The following is a 17624-nucleotide window of genomic DNA, read 5'->3' as shown; positions in this document are numbered from 1 at the left end:
GAAAATCGATTTTTTTCTGAAAAAGGATTGAAATCAAGATAAAAAATGGTGCCTAAAAAGCTTGAAAGGCTTTAACCAGGCATGGTAAAAGGTGGTCTTCCTGTTTTTTCAAGTATTTCCCTGGACCAATTGAATGCTTCGGGAACCTCTCCTTCAAATACTACCCTGGTCGGGGATATAAGGGCAGGAAGCTGATACAAATCAGTGATGCGCAATACATTTAACATTTCAAGTGGAAAATCACGTCCGCTTTTAGGGCTGGGCTGATCATGTGTACCAGGTGGATTTTGAAGAATAACCTCCTCACATTGCTCATCCAAAAATGCGGCATATAGAGCTATTGCAGTCATTCCATCTCTGGCTGCAATACTGATTTTCTCAGGGTCCACTCCGGGAAGAGTTCTGGCAAAAGTAAGTGCTCTGAACGCATCATACACTTGCATGGAAGCAATTGTCCTTCCTGTCCATGCTGCCGCTCTCCTCACATGCCAGTTCAATTCCGGAGCCCAACCAACCTCTCCCGTTCCTCTTACTTCGAGGTAAGCCACATTTTGGCCCTTGGCCACTTTCTGAGCAAAGCCTTCACTATCCCAGCGTTCTTCACCGGGGCTTCTGAGGATGATTACCAGGGGATGCTTTTCCTCAGGAGGCTTTCGGTAAAATACGTTTAGCTTCAGCCGCCAGCCTTTTTCGCTGGTAAAAGAAAAAGTGCTGTTGCCAAAGGGGGCCAGGTCCGCAGTTTGATAGATTTTTTTGCCGTCCAAGGCTGTGGGTTCCTTTGGAAAGGCACCGAAAGTTCTTGTAAGCAGGTAATCTTTTACTTTACGCCGTAATTTTTTCAGGTCTTCTTCATCAGTAATCGTCGGAGGAGAAGGCATTTCAATGAAGTGATCCTGAATGACTGGGGTAAGGTCCCCATCAGGAGGGGATTCGCCGTACACCTTAAGCCGCTCTTCGGGAAGTAATTTTGATGGATTTGATTCAATATCCTCCAATTGCTGGGGAGGTATGTTTTTCCCCATCAGGTGATGTAAAAAAAATGAAAATATTGCTTTTCTCGATGTCTCATGATAGGAATGCCCTCCCGGTGTGGCCACCAGAGAAACGTTATCCCCAGCTTCAAATTGGGTATAAAAATCGGAAAGTTTTTGGTAAAAATCCCGGGTAGAGGCCATCCCGTAAAGTTCGTCCTGATCCGATTGTGCAATCAAAAGTGCCCTGGGTGCGATCAGAGCACCAATTTCCTGAAAACCAATTTGAAAGCCATTGTTAGGCATCATACAATCACAATGTCCGTCAATCCTTCTTTCTCCTACCTGAGAATCAAGGGTGCCTGCTCCACAAACCGGTGCAGCGGCTTTGATCCTGGGATCTGCTGCGGCCATGTACCAACTTTGCGAGCCCCCACCAGAAATGCCCGTTACGCCAATATTATCCATATCCACCTCTTTTCTAGTGGAGAGATAGTCCAGGCCCCTGATGGCATTCCACAGTTCCACAGCGGCAGGATTATATCCTCTGGAATACCAGTGAAACCAGCCCTGATTGTATGGCCCCCAATGGTGGCCCCAAACCTCCCCAAACTGCAGGGTGTCAAAAATCAAAACTACAAAGCCCAGTTCGGCAAGTCGCCTGGCATGTGCCTGGTAGTGGGCTTTTTGTCCGTGTGCATGGCCACAAAGATAAAGGACAGCTGGCCGTGGGCTTTGGATGCCGTCTGGAATATACAAGTTGCCCGGCACATACAGACCGGGGGAAGAAGCGTAATAAAATTTCTCTATTTTATAGCCATCTTCCTGCACGGTACCTGTGAGGGTTACTGTTGGAGGGGTTCTTATTTTATCCATAGAGAAGCCCATCATTTCAATGAACTGATGGTAATACTCCGGCCTTAGTTTTTTCCATTCATCGGGAGAAATATCCTCAGGGGAGAAATTATTGGTGATTGCTGCAGCTTCACCATGCAAATAGTAGAGGATATTGTTTGCTTGCCGGGTTTGCTGTCCGGAAACCGGCCGACAGCAAAAGCTGGCTATCAGCATTAAAGCAAGGTATATGTAGTTTTTTGTCGAATCGGATACCATAATAAAGGCCTGGTTATAAAAGAATTTTTGCTGATCACAAAACAGTTTGTTTCGGCAGTAGGTTTACTTTTGGTTAATTTGGAATAATTACTGCTTTAAACTAAGGAAAAAATAGCTGATAAGGGTTGGATTACCAAAAAAATTCATGGGTTTCAGGAGAAAATTTGATTGTGTATTCTAATCTCCCTGCTTTTTATTTTCATTTTTTCCCCTTACCTTAAACCTGTGATGAAATTAAATACAAATCAACTCAAACAATACCATAAGGATGGTTATGTATTGGTCAGGGGGTTTTGCAGTGAGGCAGAAACCGAAAGGATGTACCGGGTGGCTGTTCAAGATGATGCCATGCAGAAAAATGCCATGGACCTCAATGACCAATCCGGAAAGAAAACAAGGTTATCTCTTTGGTTTAACCCGGGAAATGATGTGTTCGGTTACCTTACCAGAAGCGAAAAAATGGTTAACTGTGTAGGGCAGCTATTGGACAGTGATGCTCCGGTTTGTCATTTTCATTCCAAGTTAATGCAGAAGGAACCCAAGGTAGGTGGAGCCTGGGAATGGCACCAGGATTATGGCTATTGGTATAAAAATCAGTTTATGTACCCGGACCAACTGCTTAGTGTAATGGTGGCCCTGACACCGGCCAACAAGGAGAACGGATGCTTGCAGGTGATCAAAGGCTCCCATAAGATCGGAAGGGTAAACCATGGGTTTGCCGGTGAGCAGGTAGGTGCCGATATGGTGATGGTCGACAATGCCTTAAAAACAATGGACCTGGTTTATTGCGAGATTGATCCGGGGGATGCTTTGTTTTTTCATCCCAATTTACTCCACCGTTCAGCAGCCAACCTGTCCGATGCACCCAGGTGGTCTATTATTTCTTGTTTCAATTCCCAATCGAATATAGCCTATAACGAAACTTCTACCGCATGGAAAAAACCCATAGAAATGGTTCCTGATGATGCCATTTTAAACTGGGATGCTGCGCCCCTCTCTCAGGCGGATTTCCTTAAAAAGGAAAATGACCCTGCATTGAAACAAACTGGTTGGGAAGAAGATGTCGAGGTGAAGAACAAAACTTGAGATATGGATTTACTGCATTGGCAGGTTGGATCTGAGATGATACCATAATAGCCATTTTTTCTCTCCTGAATTAATTGGCAAGGGCTACTTTAACCTTAATTTTCTTCAATTTTTCTTTTGATGTTAGTTTGAGAAGTTCCTGGACCTTGTCTTTTGGAATGGCCACATAGGTAGCTGAATCCAGAATGCTGATCAAACCAATATCACTTCCATCCAAGCCCCCTTTTTTTGTGAAAAATCCTACCACATCTCCCTTACTGATTTTGTCTTTTTTGCCCGCACTGATATACAGACATGCCAATGAAGAGGTTTCAGGGACTTTGAATGCATCAGGTACCTGATGTTCAGGGAGTTCTTTTTCCAGGTAATCAGGAAGAGATTCATCATGGGCCAATATCAGATAACTTTGTCCTGTAGCAAACATTCTGGCAGTTCGGCCATTTCTGTGAATGAAAGCATTTTTTTGAGGGGGCAGTTGGTAATGTACCACATGTTTGATCTCCGGTATATCCAGGCCTCTTGAGGCCAGATCGGTGGCGATCAGTAGTTTTTGCGTGCCACTTCTGAATTGAAAGAGGTTTTTTTCTCTGTCTATTTGCTCCATTCCCCCATGAAGAATACCATGGGGGAAATGGTACGCTGTCAAAAGGGTGCTGATCCTGTTTACCGCCTCCCTGTGGTTACAGAAAACCAGGCTGCTTTCCTGTTCAAAACCAGCCAGCAGGCGCATGAGGGTCTCTACTTTTTCTACGCTGGATGTTCTTACTAATTTAAGATCCAGCTTGCTTCCAGCGTTTTCTTTTAAATAATCCAGGGTTTCACATTCGCTAAAGGGTAAAAAATCAGGAAGGCTTTCCAACTTTGTTGCTGAGGTAAGTTGGTATTTTTGTTTTCCGTCCAGGGCACCGAAAATAACCTTCAACTGTTCATGAAAACCAAATTGTAAAGATTTGTCAAACTCATCCAACACAACAATTTTTAAATCTGGGATGGCCAAATTTCCAATCTGTACATGCTCGGATAGTCGTCCGGGAGTACCGATGACCAATGCAGGATTTTCTTTTAACCTGTTTGCTTCAGTTTTAAATGCATGTCCACCATAACAGGTGCATGCATTTAAGCCTGTTTTCAGTGATTTGAATACCTGCTCAATTTGCAAGGCCAACTCCCTGGAAGGTACGATAATCAATCCCCGGGAATGGGGATAATGCTCCTGTAGATGACGGGCAAGGGGGATAAGGTAAGCCAATGTCTTGCCGGATCCTGTAGGTGCGAGCAGCATTAAGGGCTTATTGCCCAGGGATTTTTCCATAAAATCCAACTGCATGGCATTAAAGGTATCAAAAGGCAGCTTGTCAAGGAAGGACTCAAAATTGGGGTTTGAAGGTGTATTCATTCCACAAAGGTACATATTGTACAGGAGATCATTGGTCTGCCCTGCTCAATTCATTGGATGAATAAAAAAAAACGCGTCCATCAACTTCATTTGATGAACGCGTTTATGGAATGATGAGAGTTTTTAATTTCTGGTAAGGATTTTAAATTGGTCCATAACCTTGTAAGTTGCTCTGGTGAGATCAATGTGAATGTTTGGAGAAGCATAGTCAAAATAGGCGGATGTATAACCCTGCCAGATGGTATTGCCTTTCTTGTGATCAATTACCAAAACAACAAGCATACCATCGTTTTGAGTATATTTTACAGCATTGTAATTTTCACCTTTCTTTTGTCTTTCCAGACTATCCAATACCGATTCTTCAACCAATTCTATGCCCTGCTTTTTGAGCCAATAATCGAAATTGGGTTGATTGTAGCCTCTGTACCGAACTTCACTCATGTATAGTTTGTGAATGATGAGCAAATCAGGGTTATTTTCTTTCTGCCTAAAACCCTGTGATCCAAGTCTTGAAGTGATGGATTTTTCTATAATGCCTGTAAAATCAGCCTCATCCTTTCCCTCTTCTTCCACAAAGCCAAAGGTTTTGTACTTCTTGAAAGCACCTTTATAGTTGTAGTCGTATTCGGCAACGAAGTCTCTTTGGGATAGGCAAGCTGAATTTACGATCAGCAAAACAAAGATGAAGTAATTGATAATTTTCATACAGATTTGTTTTGTTAGTGTTGGTGATATAAACGAATTTTGAGTTAACAACACAAAATAAAATCGTCAATAAAAATATTTGTTTGTCAACTACTATTTAACCTTCATAATAAATTTTTGTTTGCATTCATGCGGATAATAATGGATTAATGTTAGTGAATTTCAAAAGGATTTCCAAGTAAATTGCCTGGAAATGAAAAAACTTATCTTATTGAGGATAAGTGGAATAAGGAAATTGAAGTACTCATCCATTAGTTTAAATAAAAAAGGCAATCAAAATTGATTGCCAGTTGTTGGATACCGTAAACGAGTGTAGGGGATTGATCAGTCAGAAGGACCTGTTTTGGATTCTATAAAATCCCCGAGTTTTATATATTCCTGGTATTTTCTTCGGTATATTTCCACATTGTCCGGAGAGGGTTTATATACCTGATCAAAGCCATTACCCATTTTTAAAATAGCGTCAGCTACATTGTGATGGATACCTGCGGCTGTAGCTGCGTAAATGGCGGCTCCAAGTGCCGGAGCCTGCTCTGATTTGGCTATTTTTATTGGCATATTTAGCACATCTGCCATGGTCTGCATGACAAGGGTTGATTTTTTTGCCACCCCTCCCAGGCCTATGACCTGGTCTATCTGTACCCCTTCCTCTCTAAATCTTTCAATGATTCTTTTGGAACCATAACATATGGATTCCACCAATGCTTTGTAAACCCTGGCAGCATCAGTTCCCATGTCCAAGCCTGAAAGCGCCCCTTTCAGGTTTTGGTTGGCATCGGGGGTTCGCCTGCCATTGATCCAGTCAAGGGCCAATACCCGGGTCTGTTCAGGGGAAATTTTCTCAGCCTGTTTGGAAAGAGTCAGGATTAATTTTTCCTCCAGAATATGGCGGATTTCTGTAAGGTCGCCGGAACTCAGGGAAGCCTCAGAAAGGGTTTCCATTACCGGTTTTTGGATCAGTTCAACAAACCAGGCCAACACATCTCCAAACCCCGACTGGCCTGCTTCAAGACCTATTTTACCTGGTAGCACCGAACCATCCACCTGTCCACAGATACCCCTGACTGTTTTGTCCTTCAGAGAAGCATAAGAACTAACCATGATGTCACAGGTAGATGTCCCCATTACCTTGACCAGGGTGCCATCTGAAACTTCTCCTCCCACAGCCCCGGCATGTGCATCGAAAGTGCCAACAGCAACGGTCATTCCAGGCACCAGTCCCAATTTATCTGCCCATTCTCTGGAAAGTGAACCTGCAGGTATGTCTGAGGTAAAGGTGTCTTTGTATAATTGGCTTTTCAAGGTAGCCAATCTTGGATCCAGTTTTTCCAAAAACCTGGCATCGGGTAAGCCTCCCCAGCTTTCATGCCAGAGTGCTTTGTGTCCTGCGGCGCAGCGACTTCTTTTAAAGTTTAATAAATCTTTTCCTCCCGTCAATTCGAAAGTCATATAATCGCAATGTTCCATCCAGGAAAACGCTGCCGCAGCTACCTCAGGATCTTTCCTGACAATGTGCAGGATTTTGGCCCAAAACCATTCCGAGGAATAAATTCCGCCTTCAAATTTGGTGAAATCTATTCCCCCCCATGTTCTCGCCAATTGGTTAATTTCCTCTGCCTCTGCCACTGCGGTGTGGTCTTTCCATAAAATCATTTGTGCATTTGGATTGTCGGCAAATGGGGCAGACAGGGCCAGTGGCCGGCCTTCCCTATCAACAGGCAGGGGAGAGGAACCTGTGGTATCCACACAAATCCCCTTGATTTGCTCCTTTGGAATACCACTGTTTTTGATTACTGCATTTACCGTAAATGCCAAACCTTCCAAATGATCCTTGGGATGTTGGCGGAATTGGTTTTTTGAGGGATCGCAATATTTCCCGTTTTTCCACCGCGGGTATGCAAATACTTCACTGCTGACAGTTTCTCCATTTTGTGAATTGACCAGCAAAGCCCTCACCGAGTCTGTTCCGAAATCTACTCCCAATACATAGTTGTGCATTTGATATTATTTTGGATTAAAAAAAAGTTGTTTCTAAAGGTGATCGTAATGTAAAAATATACGCAAAAAATCAAAAACGACCTATCTCAGAAAAGAAAAATGAAATTCCGAATGGATGAAGTATTAGTGAAGGTCTGATGACTCATTTTCTACCTGGTGCCATGTTTGGATTTCCATAATTTTATCCCCGGCTGTTTTGATGGCCATATGGTATTCATATTTAATGGATTTTAACGTTTCTCCATCCAGGGCCGAAAAAGTGGTCCAAACCAATGTCCAGTCTCCTTTAAGTATTCCCCGGTTTACACGTACGCTTTTCAATACAGGATCACTAAAGGACAAATGCTTCAGTTTTTGATGCTGTGATTTCCAATGGGCCAACTCTTCCAAACAATCTCTTATGGAATCAGTATTGGTATTGATACATTTAAAATCCGGATGTATTATTTCTTTGATATAATCATAGCTTTCCAACTGCAACCCTTCCAGATACCTACGAATTAATTTTTGATCACTGCACTCTTTTGGGTTTGCGGTTACCGGAGATTTTCCCTCGCTGTCATTATCATTGATTTGTTGTTCATATTGACAAGAAAACAGGTATCCAGGCAAAAACGCTAACGCCAATGAATTTTTAATATTGGTCATGGTGAAAGTTTTTTTGGTCTAAAAATATTTACAGATGCAGTCAAAACAGGGTCGGATTTTGAAACAACTGTTCTATTTAGTTCACAAAATACAAAAAAAAACATTAATAATTCAAATTTAATGATTAATTATTTACGGTAATGAGTTGTAATTCATTGAGTTGAACTAGTCAAATTTTTTAAAAAATTTATTTTCTGCTTCTGCGGTCCCAATTAAAATAATTTCATCTTCTGAATCAATGACGGTTTCAGGATTTGGATTAACAATCATGGATTGTTTTTTCTTAATGGCAATAATCGAACAGCCGGTTTCCTGTCTGATACAGGAAGAAGCTATTGATTTGCCAGTAAGTTGTCCGGGTGCTTTAATTTTTATCAGGTCAAGGCCTTCTGCTACCATGAGGATATCACTCTTTTTTAGAAGATTATAAATGGCATTTGCACCCATGGAGGCATAGGACATGACGAAATCAGCACCAGCTCTGTGCATGGTGTCCAGGTTTCTTTCCAAAGTGGAACGGGTAATGATTTGAATATCAGGCCTTAATTTTCTACAGTAAATAGTAAGGTAAGCATTGATGTCGTCTTCATGCGTTGTAATGATCACACTTGGTGCCTTTAAAATACCTGCCTGTAACAAAATGTCCAGATTTGCTGCATCTCCATAAATGTAATTGTCATTGTCTTTTATCCGATCAGGAAGTTTTTCTATGATTTTAAAATTCAGGTTTCTTTTTTCCAATGCCCTTCCTGTGGATCGGCCAACCCTTCCGCCTCCAATGATAATCAAGGGTTCCGTTTCCTGTTTTTGAATACAAAAAAGAGAATTGTAAGCAGCTATTTGTGTTGCTGTCCCGGCTAGTACCAATACTGAATTTTCAGCTATCTCCGTATCTGGATGAGCGACCTGGTACTTGCCCCTGACCCAAAAACCCAACACGCTTACACCAACCTGTTCCCTTAGTTTTGTTTTCCGAAGCGTTTGCCCCACCAATGTTGATCCCCCAACAGTGGCCTCTGCAATACTCAATTCTTCAAACTGCCCAATGGTAAGGGCGGATGCATCACCTCCGCTGGCCCTTCTTGACAGAAATAAGCCCATCATTTCCCCCAGACTCAAAACATGGTTACACCCTGCCAAACTCAGGATGTCGCTTGAAGCTTCTGCATTACAGGTAGCAATAATGGGTATGGTATCGTTAACTTCCCTGATTGTAAATGCCACACTCGTATTGACCACATCCACGGAGGTGGTAGCAACAAGATTTGCTGCTTCAACACGTGCATTCCGGTAAGTTTCAGGATCGTCCAGATCGCCAAGCATCACATTTATATCCATCTCTCTGAGTTTTAATCCATCAGAAAAGTCCTGAACGAGCATTACATAGGGAATCTGAATCCTTTTGAGTTTTTTGATCAAAGCATCGGACACAGGATCAAAGTGGGTGAGAATTACATGTCCTTTTACTTTTTCTTCTATTTGCTTAGGTACCCTAGCCTGCTCCTGTGCTTTCATCCATGGTGAATAAAAGAAATTGATAAAGGTAAAAGGAAAAAGGACCAGGAGGAATAACATTCCGGAAAGTAAGACAACCATGGTATATACCCTACCCCAGTCGCTTTCAAAAGTTATGTCTCCAAAGCCAAGTGTGGTCATGACCGTAAAAGTCCAATACAATCCCGTCACCCAGGAAAAATACCTGCCTTCACTCAACATGATCAGGTGAAAAGCAAGGGTGAAAACAAGAATCATCACCAACAAAATCAATAAAAACCTAAATAACAATTTAAAATTCCTTCGCTGAGGTTTGTTTTTAAGCAAAAAACTAATTTGAGACGTTAGAAACTTCATGGATAAGTTTTATATAAAGCATAGTTACACATCTTTTTATAGTTTACCTTTTTTTCAGGCACAAAAATTCCGGGAACCCAAAATTTAAAAAAAACGACCAAATTGGTATGGATGATTTTTCGAATTCTTTAAACGAAATTAATTATAAAAGGATTAAGGTCTCTGATCACAAATCAAAATCAACTAAACATGCCCTTTCCTTGATTTATTTACCTTGTAAAATTTAATGGTTTCCTTTTTTTTTCATCATAAAATAGGCATAATTTTGGGCAAATTTTATTTAGATCTAATGTTCCTATCCTTAGTTTTGCTTCTTCTGGGTTTCCTTTTTTTGGTATATGGCGCCGATAAACTTGTAGAAGCCGCTTCGAGTATAGCCGTTAGACTCTCCATTCCCAACATTGTGATAGGGTTAACGGTGGTGGCTTTCGGAACATCTGCACCAGAACTGGCAGTCAATATTATTGCCGCCTTGAATGGTTCAGGATCCATGGTCATGGCCAATGTGTTGGGTAGTAATATTTTCAACATCTTCGTGATTTTGGGTCTCTGTTCGATTATTTTTCCGCTTACGGTTAAATCCAATACAACCTGGATTGAGATACCCTTGTGTTTGTTGGCAGCCATTGCCCTGGGAATCCTTGCCAATGACCAATGGCTTGACGGGATGGCAGCCGATGTGGTCAGCAGAAGTGAAGGCTTGGTATTGATCCTGTTTTTTGCAGTTTTTTTGGTCTACAATATCATGGTATCCAAAAATCCGGGGGCCGCAGCTGAAGAGGTTTCTGTTGGTCAGATGTCGGTAAAGTCAGCTGTGATGTGGCTTGTATTGGGATTGGGAGGTTTGGTACTGGGTGGTCACTTGATCGTCACCAATGCTGTCTTTATTGCTCAGAGTTTTGGTTTATCTGAAAGGGTCATCGGCTTGACAATTGTCTCCATCGGAACTTCTTTGCCCGAATTGGCCACTTCGTTGGCCGCTGTAAAAAAGAAAAAAGTAGATATTGCCATCGGCAATGTAGTAGGCTCAAATATTTTTAATATTTTCTTAATATTAGGACTTTCCTCCACCATCTTCCCTGTAGAAGTCCATCAGGAAACATTTTTTGATATTGTAGTTAATATTGTTGCAGCATTGTTGCTGTTTTTATTTGTTTTCTCAGGTAAAGGCAGAATGGTGGAGAGATGGGAGGGGATTGTCTTTGTGATTTTATACCTGCTTTACCTTACTTTCCTGCTGGCTTTCTGATGCTTAGGCAAGCAATTTTTTCTAGTCATTGGAGAAATACCAAATCTGAGTCATACAGGTATTTCCCATGACCCTCTTTTAACCCTTTTTTAGGAGGGAGGAGGGCTTTGATTGACTTTTAATGTCCGTTTACAAATAGCCAAAACCTTCTGTCCTTCAGTATTTTTGGAATTAGCCAGTATTTGCCTAAATTATGAACATGATTTGGAAAGCAAAGTTACATGTTTTCAATGCCTGGCTTCTGGGACCTTCGCTTCTGGCAGTGGTTTTCGTTCTGTCCTGCGAAAATCAAAATGGGGATACGGAAAATTTTTTTCCCGAGTCTGTAAGCTATAACCTTCATATCCGCCCGATCCTGTCTGAAAATTGTTTTGCCTGTCATGGTCCTGACGGGAATAAGAGAGAGGCAGGTCTTCGCCTGGATAGGGAAGAAGATGCTTTTTCTGCATTAAAGGAGCATCCTGACCGAAAGGCCATTATACCAGGGAAACCTCACCAATCAGAAATTTTTGCCAGGATCACCACTGATGATGCAACAGAGCTCATGCCTCCCCCCTCATCTAACCTTACCCTTTCCAGTCATCAAATACAACTCATTGAAGAGTGGATCCGACAGGGAGCTGTCTACGAGCCTCACTGGGCCTTCGTCCCTCCCGAAAAATCACCATTACCAGAAGCAAATGCATCGGATTGGATGCAAAACGAGGTAGACCACTTTACTTTTTCAACCATGAAAGGAAAAGGACTGCAGCCAAACCAAAGGGCCGAAAAGCAGACCCTTGTTCGGAGAATTTATTTTGATTTGACCGGATTGCCGCCAAAGCCTGAGGAGTTGAGAAAAATTGAAAAAGAGGATCGGTCCATTGAATCCATTATTGACACATTGCTGTCAGACCCTGCCTATGGGGAGAAAATGGCTGTGTCCTGGATGGATGTGGCACGATATGCCGATTCACATGGATATCAGGACGATTATTACCGCACCCAATGGCCCTGGCGAGATTGGGTGATCCATGCTTTCAACCAAAACATGCCATATGACCAGTTTGTTACCTGGCAGCTAGCCGGGGACCTGCTTCCCAATGCCACAAAAGAACAAATCCTGGCTACAGGCTTTAACAGGAACCATAAAATTACAGAAGAATCAGGTGCCATTGATGAAGAGTATCGGGTGATGTATGCCATAGACAGGACCAATACATTAGGAAAAGCCATGCTGGGAATCACGCTGGAATGTGCCCAGTGCCACGACCACAAATATGATCCGATCTCTCAGAAAGAATACTTCCAGATGTATGCTTTTTTCAACAACGTGGCAGAAAAGGGAATAGAGGAGGCCAGTCCGGGGTTTTCCAGGAAAAGCCCAGCAAAATTTCCCCTTATGGAAATTACCGATGAAGATACCCATGAAATCCTTGAATTCATCAATATGCCAGACAGTGCGCGCAGGGTGCAAACCTTGCTTGCAAATATGGGAAAAGGTACCAATTACAATTCACTTTTGGCCGAGGCAGATATTTTGAAAGTCTCGGTGATGGGAGACCTGGACAGTGGAAGGACCACTTATATTCTGGATAGAGGGGCTTATGATGCACCTACCGAACCGGTCAATGAAGGAACTCCTGCTGCTCTTTTGGAGTTTCCGGAAGAATTGCCCAAAAACAGGCTTGGCTTAGCCCGTTGGCTTTTCAACCCAGAGCATCCTTTGACAGCCAGGGTTTTTGTCAACCGTATATGGCAGGAAATTTTCGGGGTTGGATTAGTAGATACTCCGGGGGACTTTGGAATGCAGGGAAGTCTTCCCATTAATCAACCTTTGCTGGATTGGCTTGCAGTCGATTTTATGGAAAATGGATGGGATATACAACTCCTGTTAAAAAAAATATTAATGTCCTCTACCTACCAGCAATCGGCTTTAGTAACTCCTGAAAAAATTGAAATTGACCCGGACAACAGGTATTTGTCCCGGTTTCCCAGGCAAAGGCTGAAAGCGGAAGAAATAAGGGACCTTGTTTTGGCGAGCAGTGGATTGCTCAACAGAGAAATAGGTGGACCTAGTGTAAAGCCCTACCAACCCGAAGGACTTTGGGAAGCAGCCACTTCAGGAAGGGGGAATCTTTCAGCTTACCAGCAAGATACAGGAAAATACCTGTACCGCAGGGGTCTGTACACTTTTATTAAAAGGACTGTCCCCCCTCCTCAAATGATCCTGTTTGATGCAAGTAACAGGGATGCCTGTGAGGTGGAGCGGGTAAAAACAAGTACTCCACTACAAGCTCTTGCCATGATGAATGCCCCGTACATTCTTGAAGCTTCAAGGGTGATGGCCGAAAGATTATTGGTGGAAAAAACGACCTTGCAGGAAAAAATTCATTCCGCATTTTACCATATAGTGGGTAGGCCGCCAGATGAGGAAGAAATGGACATATTAGTCGCTACCCATGGTGATTTTCTGGAAGTATATAACAAAGATCAGGAAAGTGCTGTTCAGGTTTTGGACGTTGGAGAATACCCTTCCGATGATTCATTGCACCCGGCCGGGAAGGCCGCTATGATGCAGGTTATTTCCCTGATGTATAATTTAGAAGAAACAAATACTAAATCCTGAGTCATGGAAAAGGAATTGTTGAATCATGGATTGCATATAAACAGAAGGCATTTTTTGTCTAAAATGAGCATTGGCCTGGGAAGTGCAGCTTTGGGGTCTTTACTGATACCGGATTTATTTGGCTCTGGAAAGCCTGGAATTGATGAAGAAACTGCCTTAGGTGTACCGCATTTTGCCCCAAAGGCCAAAAGAGTAATCTATCTTTTTCAAAATGGTGCTCCTTCCCAATTGGAATCCTTTGATTTTAAACCAAAGCTCAGGGATATGTGGGGAGAGGAACTTCCGGAATCCATACGTCAAGGTCAAAGACTTACTGGCATGACTGCAAGCCAAAGTTCATTTCCGATGGTGGGTTCGATCTATGATTTTCAACAATATGGACAAGCCAGGGCATGGATCAGTGAGCTTTTCCCGCATACCGCAAAGATCGTTGACGACATTTGCATCATCAAATCCATGCATACTGAATCCATCAACCATGATCCGGCGCTGACATTTTTCCAAACGGGCGCACAGCAGGGTAACCGCCCGAGCATGGGGTCCTGGCTGAGTTATGGGCTGGGAAGTGAAAACAGCAACCTTCCTGCATTTACCGTTTTGCTTTCCAAAGGAGAAGGAAACGGGCAGGGAGTTTATTCCAAACTTTGGAGCAACGGATTTTTACCTGCCACCCATCAAGGGGTTCAATTCAGCAATGGTGAAGACCCTGTTCTCTTCCTGAACAATCCGGAAGGAATGCGAAAGGAAGAAAGAAGAAAAATGCTCGATCACCTCGCAGCACTCAATGAACATTCTTTTCAAAAAGTAGGTGATCCCGAAATTCAGACCAGGGTAGCACAATATGAAATGGCCTTCCGCATGCAAACAGCCGTTCCGGAGGCCACGGATTTGTCCAAAGAGCCCGATAGTATTTTTGAGATGTACGGAGAAGATAGCCGTAAACCCGGAACTTTTGCCGCCAATTGTCTTTTGGCAAGAAAACTCTCCGAAAGTGGCGTTCGTTTTGTTCAGTTATATCACCAGGGCTGGGATCAGCATGGAAACCTTCCTTCAGAAATGGCTGCGCAAGCCAAAGATGTGGACCAGGCTTCCGCAGCACTGATCAAGGACCTGAAGCAGCGAGGATTGTTAGAAGAAACCTTAGTGATTTGGGGAGGAGAATTTGGAAGGACCAATTATTCCCAGGGAAAACTCACTCAGGATAATTATGGAAGAGATCACCATCCCCGCTGCTTTAGCATTTGGATGGCAGGCGGTGGTGTTAAACCTGGGATGGTATATGGGTCCACAGATGAATTGGGTTATAATATTACCTCAAACCCTGTACATGTCCACGATTTTCAAGCTACAGTTTTACACCAGCTGGGCCTGGATCATGAAAAATTGATCTACAGACATTTGGGAAGGAAATTCCGCCTCACAGATGTTTCCGGAAAAGTGATAAAGGATATTCTGGCCTGAACCTTCGTTCCTTTATTTTCCTTTTAGGGCATTGATTTTGCGGGATTCCCTGTAAGGAATAATTTTAAAATTTGGGATTATTGAGAAAATGTCCCATTTTTAAATCCGTGAGCCCTTTTAAATTTAATTTTTAGATAATCAACCACATAGATGAAAAGACTAAAATTTGCCAATGGGGATACCATGCCTGCATTGGGTTTGGGAACCTGGAGATCTAAACCCAATGAAGTGTATGAAGCCGTATTGCATGCCATCAAAACAGGATACCGGCACATCGATTGTGCCCACGTTTATAAAAATGAAAAGGAAATTGGGGATGCCTTGAACAGGGCAATTTCCGAAGGATGGGTTAAGCGGGAAGAGCTTTGGATTACGTCTAAACTCTGGAATGATTCCCATTTGAAAGCTGATGTGCTACCCGCTATGGAGACCACGCTTAAAAACCTGCAACTGGATTACCTGGACTTGTATTTGGTTCACTGGCCGGTAGCCATCAAAAAGGGAGTGGATTTCCCCTCCGGCCCAGGAGATTTCCTTACTTACCAGGAGGCGCCGCTTTCTGAAACATGGATGGCCATGGAAACATTGTGGGATAAAAAACTTGCCAGACACATTGGGCTGTCCAATTTCAATACCCTAAAGCTGGACGAGATCCGGAAAGATGCCAGGGTTCAACCTGAGGTTAACCAGGTGGAACTCCATCCCTATCTTCCGCAAGAGAAATTGAAAGCCTATTGTGACAAACATGCGATTTGGCTGACGGGGTATGGGCCTCTGGGAGCAGCATACAGGGTTGCCAATGACGAGGTAGATCATCCTATATTACTGGAAGATGGGGATTTAAAAAAGGTAGCCCAAAAACATCAGGCCACTGTAGCCCAGGTGGTCCTGGCATGGGGCATGCAGAGGGGTACTTCCGTCGTTCCAAAATCCACTAATCCCCAGAGAATAACAGAAAATTTCGGTGCCTTGCAGATCAGTCTGGATGAGGCAGATATGGAAGTCATTCAAAACCTTAAAGGGCCATTTCGTTATACACCCGGGCCGGCATGGGTGGAGAATGGAAGTCCTTACAGCTACAGCGATCTTTGGGAGGAAAATATTTAATGATTAAACAAAACAAAAATAAACGATAGCATCCTAAAATCGAACCTGCCTGAGGCAGACGGGCATGTCGCAAGCGACACATGGAAGGATGCCCCGATACTATCGGGGGGACATGCAAGATTTTCCTGATCTCTTTAGCTATCGGGAAGGGACAGGCTATTTGACAATTAAGAAACAATTATAAACACATGAAATCGAGCATGACGTAGGCGTCACACACTGGAATGAATAACAACCATGCGAGATTCCCCGTCCGACTGGCGTCAGCCGGTCGGGCATGTGGCCATTAAAGAACAAATTATAAACACATGAAATATATCACATTCGACAACGGAGATAAATTACCCATGTTAGGTTTAGGTACCTGGAAATCGGCTCCTGGAGAAGTGTTCCAGGCCGTGTTATGGGCATTAGAGGCAGGATACCGGCACATCGACTGTGCCGCGGTGTATAAAAATGAGAAGGAAGTCGGAGATGCCTTGAAAAAGGCATTTGCGGATGGCCTGGTCAAAAGAGAGGAAGTTTTTGTTACCTCAAAGTTGTGGAACAATGCCCATGAAAAGGACCAGGTTCAGGTAGGTTTTAGCCAAAGTCTGGCAGACTTGCAATTGGAATACCTGGACCTGTATTTGATCCATTGGCCTATAGCTTTGAAAAGCCATGTGATGTTTCCCGAGAAGGGGGAGGATTTTCTGGATTATACGAACGCACCACTATCAGAAACCTGGGCAGGCATGGAGGCCTTGAAAAGTGATGGCAAAGTAAGGCATATTGGCGTTTCAAATTTTAACCGGCGGAAAATTGAAGAAATTTTGGCCTCTTGCCAGATTAAACCAGAAATGAATCAGATCGAACTGCATCCCTATTTGCCCCAGCAGGAATTGGTTGACTTTTGCTTTAGCCATCAAATCAATGTCACTGCTTATTCTCCACTTGGCTCGGCAGACAGACCCAGTGCGAGAAAGCAAGCCGATGATCCGGTCCTGATGGAGGAAAAAGTTCTTCATAATATTGCAGCCAAACATGGTAAAACCGTTGCTCAGGTATTAATTGCCTGGTCATTGCATCGGGATGTGGCCGTTATTCCAAAGTCGGTAAACAAGGATAGAATCAAACAAAATCTGGAATCGGCAGACCTTATATTGGATGAAACCGATATGGAGACCATCTCCAAGCTAAAAACAAGTCACAGGTTTATCGACGGGACTTTTTTTACCGAGGTACCAGGAAGCCCCTATGAGCAATCAGATCTTTGGGAAAACGCCTGAAAATTGCAGGCATGGTAGGATATAATCCCTACCATGCTTGTTTTCTCCTATAATATTATTTCTACAAACCCTGATACAAATTCAGGATTAAAGATTATTGATTGCGGTAAATTGCTCCATTAAATGATATTGCTTATTAATATAAGTCTAGTTGTTTATTGTG

General features: G+C 43.0%; 12 protein-coding genes. 6 read left to right on the top strand and 6 right to left on the bottom strand.

Features of this window, described 5'->3' with window-relative positions; translation table 11 throughout:
* Positions 1-71: 71 nt before the first annotated feature.
* Complete coding sequence (locus tag G9Q97_RS15080; RefSeq protein WP_166148245.1) at positions 72-2042, bottom strand: acetylxylan esterase; 1971 nt, start codon at positions 2040-2042, stop codon at positions 72-74.
* Positions 2043-2312: 270 nt separating this feature from the next.
* Between G9Q97_RS15080 and G9Q97_RS15075 the strand changes: the two genes are divergently transcribed.
* Positions 2313-3170, top strand: coding sequence for a phytanoyl-CoA dioxygenase family protein (locus G9Q97_RS15075; RefSeq protein ID WP_166148243.1), 858 nt, complete (start codon positions 2313-2315; stop codon positions 3168-3170).
* A gap of 70 nt (positions 3171-3240) precedes the next feature.
* Here the strand turns inward: G9Q97_RS15075 and G9Q97_RS15070 are convergent, their stop codons facing one another.
* The 5 genes from G9Q97_RS15070 to G9Q97_RS15050 all read right to left on the bottom strand — a co-directional run bounded on the left by G9Q97_RS15070 (position 3241) and on the right by G9Q97_RS15050 (position 9768).
* Positions 3241-4566, bottom strand: a complete 1326-nt coding sequence (locus G9Q97_RS15070; RefSeq protein WP_166148241.1) for a DEAD/DEAH box helicase — start codon at positions 4564-4566, stop codon at positions 3241-3243.
* Positions 4567-4689: 123 nt separating this feature from the next.
* Positions 4690-5271 (bottom strand): DUF4136 domain-containing protein, encoded by a 582-nt coding sequence (locus tag G9Q97_RS15065; RefSeq protein WP_166148239.1) that lies wholly within the window; start codon positions 5269-5271, stop codon positions 4690-4692.
* Between the two features lie 324 nt (positions 5272-5595).
* Entirely contained in the window at positions 5596-7269 is a 1674-nt protein-coding gene (locus G9Q97_RS15060; RefSeq protein ID WP_166148237.1) for a ribulokinase, read from the bottom strand.
* A gap of 123 nt (positions 7270-7392) precedes the next feature.
* On the bottom strand, positions 7393-7917 hold the full coding sequence (locus G9Q97_RS15055) for a hypothetical protein (RefSeq protein WP_166148235.1): 525 nt from the start codon (positions 7915-7917) through the stop codon (positions 7393-7395).
* Between the two features lie 165 nt (positions 7918-8082).
* Positions 8083-9768 carry a potassium channel family protein gene (locus G9Q97_RS15050; RefSeq protein WP_166148233.1) on the bottom strand — a complete coding sequence of 562 codons (1686 nt, stop codon included), beginning with the start codon at positions 9766-9768 and terminating at the stop codon, positions 8083-8085.
* Positions 9769-10057: 289 nt separating this feature from the next.
* Here G9Q97_RS15050 and G9Q97_RS15045 point away from each other — a divergent pair, with 289 nt between their 5' ends.
* The 5 genes from G9Q97_RS15045 (at position 10058) to G9Q97_RS15025 (ending at position 17461) form a co-directional block, all read left to right on the top strand.
* The gene (locus G9Q97_RS15045) at positions 10058-11017 is read left to right on the top strand and encodes a calcium/sodium antiporter (protein ID WP_166148231.1); all 960 of its coding nucleotides are present in this window, start codon (positions 10058-10060) and stop codon (positions 11015-11017) included.
* A 193-nt stretch (positions 11018-11210) separates the two neighbouring features.
* Complete coding sequence (locus G9Q97_RS15040; protein ID WP_394352994.1) at positions 11211-13625, top strand: PSD1 and planctomycete cytochrome C domain-containing protein; 2415 nt, start codon at positions 11211-11213, stop codon at positions 13623-13625.
* Between the two features lie 3 nt (positions 13626-13628).
* Positions 13629-15086, top strand: a complete 1458-nt coding sequence (locus G9Q97_RS15035) for a DUF1501 domain-containing protein (protein ID WP_166148227.1) — start codon at positions 13629-13631, stop codon at positions 15084-15086.
* Positions 15087-15236: 150 nt separating this feature from the next.
* Positions 15237-16193, top strand: coding sequence for an aldo/keto reductase (locus G9Q97_RS15030; protein ID WP_166148225.1), 957 nt, complete (start codon positions 15237-15239; stop codon positions 16191-16193).
* Between the two features lie 308 nt (positions 16194-16501).
* Complete coding sequence (locus G9Q97_RS15025) at positions 16502-17461, top strand: aldo/keto reductase (RefSeq protein WP_166148224.1); 960 nt, start codon at positions 16502-16504, stop codon at positions 17459-17461.
* The last annotated feature ends 163 nt before the right edge of the window (positions 17462-17624 follow it).

Origin of the sequence: Cyclobacterium plantarum (assembly GCF_011290685.1) — a bacterium.
Taxonomy (GTDB): Bacteria; Bacteroidota; Bacteroidia; order Cytophagales; family Cyclobacteriaceae; genus Cyclobacterium; species Cyclobacterium plantarum.
The sequence above is the reverse complement of the archived record's forward strand: the minus strand, read 5'-3'. Positions and strand labels throughout refer to the sequence as shown.